This is a genomic window from Mesorhizobium sp. M7A.F.Ca.AU.002.02.1.1 (assembly GCF_003998535.1).
GTDB lineage: Bacteria > Pseudomonadota > Alphaproteobacteria > Rhizobiales > Rhizobiaceae > Mesorhizobium > Mesorhizobium ciceri.
Genome location: NZ_RZPB01000833.1, coordinates 1 through 2459 on the forward strand (window position 1 = coordinate 1; position 2459 = coordinate 2459).

The 2459-nt window shown below is 64.1% G+C and carries 3 protein-coding genes and 1 pseudogene; all 4 read left to right on the forward strand.

The window, feature by feature from the left end; genetic code table 11:
- Positions 1-379 (forward strand): imelysin family protein (locus EN879_RS31980; RefSeq protein WP_281034617.1); only part of this gene is annotated, 379 nt, incomplete at its 5' end.
- 1 nt (position 380) lies between these two features.
- Positions 381-1487 carry a DUF1513 domain-containing protein gene (locus tag EN879_RS31985; protein WP_063169987.1) on the forward strand — a complete coding sequence of 369 codons (1107 nt, stop codon included), beginning with the start codon at positions 381-383 and terminating at the stop codon, positions 1485-1487.
- A 95-nt stretch (positions 1488-1582) separates the two neighbouring features.
- Complete coding sequence (tsaB, locus tag EN879_RS31990; RefSeq protein ID WP_063169988.1) at positions 1583-2260, forward strand: tRNA (adenosine(37)-N6)-threonylcarbamoyltransferase complex dimerization subunit type 1 TsaB; 678 nt, start codon at positions 1583-1585, stop codon at positions 2258-2260.
- 83 nt (positions 2261-2343) lie between these two features.
- Positions 2344-2459, forward strand: a pseudogene (locus tag EN879_RS40770) (ribosomal-protein-alanine acetyltransferase); the annotation flags it as partial.

Sequence of the window (2459 nt, forward strand, 5' to 3'; positions counted from 1 at the left end):
CCTGAAAGGGTTTTTCGGCGGCAAGCCGGACGCGGACAAGCCGAAACAAGCGATCTATTGGCGCTCGCAAAACACCACCGCGTCACTGGCCGGCAATCTCTCCGGCATCGATACGCTGTTCCAGGCCTCGAAACTTGGCGACGCCCTGCCGGCCGATGCGCGCTGGATGGCCGAAGCGATCCACATCCAATTGGTCAACGGTGTCGCCACCGCCAAGGCCGTCAGCGGTCCAATCGACAAGGCGCTTGCCGATCCGGCATTGCGCGACAAGCTCGATCATTTCGCGCTGATCACCTCCAGCCTGTCGACCCTGATCGGGACCAGGTTGACCGCTGAATTCGGCCTGACCGCAGGCTTCTCCTCGCTGGATGGGGACTGAATTGAAAACCCCGCTGATAGATCGCCGCGATTTCCTGAGAGCTGCAGGCGTTGGCTTCATGGCCGCGATGGCGCCATCGGCCTGGGCAACGACGCTTTCGACCGACGCCGTCTTCGCCACCGCTTTCGTCAAACGCGACGGCAGCTTTGGCGCTGCCGTCCTGTCCGAGGCCGGCAAAGTCCTGCATGCGATCGATCTGCCCGATCGCGGCCACGATGTCACCTTCGATCCCATATCGAAACGCTCGGTGGTCTTCGCGCGGCAACCCGGCACCTTTGCCGTGGTTTTCGACCATTCGGGCCGTGATGCGCCGCTGACCATCGCCAGCATCGCCGGCCGGCATTTCTTCGGCCATGGCGTGTTTTCGGCCGACGGTGCGCTGCTCTATGCCACCGAAAACGACTTCGACAACGCCGCCGGCGTCGTCGGCGTCTACGATGCGCGGGCGAAATTCAGCCGTGTCGGCGAGTTCCCGACCTATGGAATGGGTCCGCACGAGCTTCTGCTCCTGGGCGATGGCAGGACGATTGCGGTAGCAAATGGCGGCATCGAGACCCATCCGGATTACGGCCGCGCCGAGCTCAACATTGCGACCATGAAGCCGTCCTACGTGCTGATAGACCGCGTCACCGGCGACCTCATCGAGAAGCACGAATTGCCGGCCGCACTGCATCAGCTGTCGATCCGCCACATGGACACCGATCCGTCCGGCACGGTCTGGTTCGGTTGCCAGTACAGGGGCCCGGGCACCGATCGTCCGCTGCTGGTCGGCCGCGCGGTGCGCGGCAAGGAATTGCAACTGCTCGACATGCCGCAGGACGTTTTGTCCGGCTTCCGCAACTACATAGGCTCGGTCGCCGCCAATCCGGCTGCCGGCACGGTCGCGGTCTCCTCGCCGGAAGGCAACTCGCTTGTCGTGCTCGATGCGGCCAGCGGACGGGTCGTCGCGAACAGCGCGCTGGTCGAGGTCTGCGGCGTGGCTCCCGATGGAACCGGCTTCATGGCCACCACCGGCGCTGGCGAGATCGTCGAGGGCAGTGGTGCGACACGCTCCGAACCGGACTATGTCTGGGACAACCACATGCTGCGCATCGAGCAGGCCGCATAGGCCACAAGCGAAGCCGCTTAACGAATTATGCACTATCCCCTTGCGGTGGCGGGCCGTGGCGGGCACAGGGAATTGTCTTTCGAACCGGTTGCTTCATGAAATTGCTTGCCATCGACTGTGCCGCCAACCTCTGCGCCGCTAGCGTCTATGACGCGACGGCGAAGCGGGAGCTCGGCCGCTCGGTGCTCGATCTCGGCAAGGGCCATGCCGAGCAGCTGATGGCGGTCATCGCCGAAGCGCTGGAGGCAGGCGCAACCGACTATGCAGGTCTTGGCGCCATTGCCGTGTCTGTCGGCCCCGGTTCCTTCACCGGTCTGCGGGTCGGCGTCTCGACCGCGCGTGGCCTGGCGCTGGCGCTGAAGATACCGGCAATCGGAGTGACGACACTGGAGGCGCTGGCTGCCGAAGCAGCGACGGCATTTCCCGGTCGCGCCGTGCTGGCGGCGCTGGATGCCGGCCGTGAGGAGATCCACGCGGCTTTTTACGACGAAAGGTTAGTCTTGACTTACGGTCCGGCCGTGGCCACGCTGGCCGACGTGGTGGCAATGGCGAAGGCAACGTCTCTGGTGCTTGCCGGCACCGCTGCAGCGCTCATCAGCGCATCGGCCGGGCGCGAATTCGATGTCGGCCCTCGGACGGCCACCGCCGACATTGTCACCTACGCCCGCCTGGCTGCCGCCAAGGGCGCGGGCGAACGGCCGAAACCACTCTATCTGCGCGGCGCCGACGCCAAGCCGCAGGCCGGGTTCATTCTTTCAAGGATCAGACCATGATCCCGAAAAGTGGAAGCCGGTTTTCACGGACAACGGTTCCCGTTTGTCCAGAGATCATGGTCAAACAAGAAAACAAAAATTAGATGCGCATACCTTTTCTCCAATCACGCCGCCGGGACTATGCGCTCGAGCCGCTGAGGATCGCCGACAGTCCGGCGGTCTCGCTGCTGCATCGCGAGGACTTTGTCCGCCCCTGGAC

What these genes read in the sequence shown, in the direction of transcription:
- tsaB (WP_063169988.1), top strand. Translation starts at nt 1,583, where the DNA reads ATGAAATTGCTTGCCATCGACTGTGCCGCCAACCTCTGCGCCGCTAGC.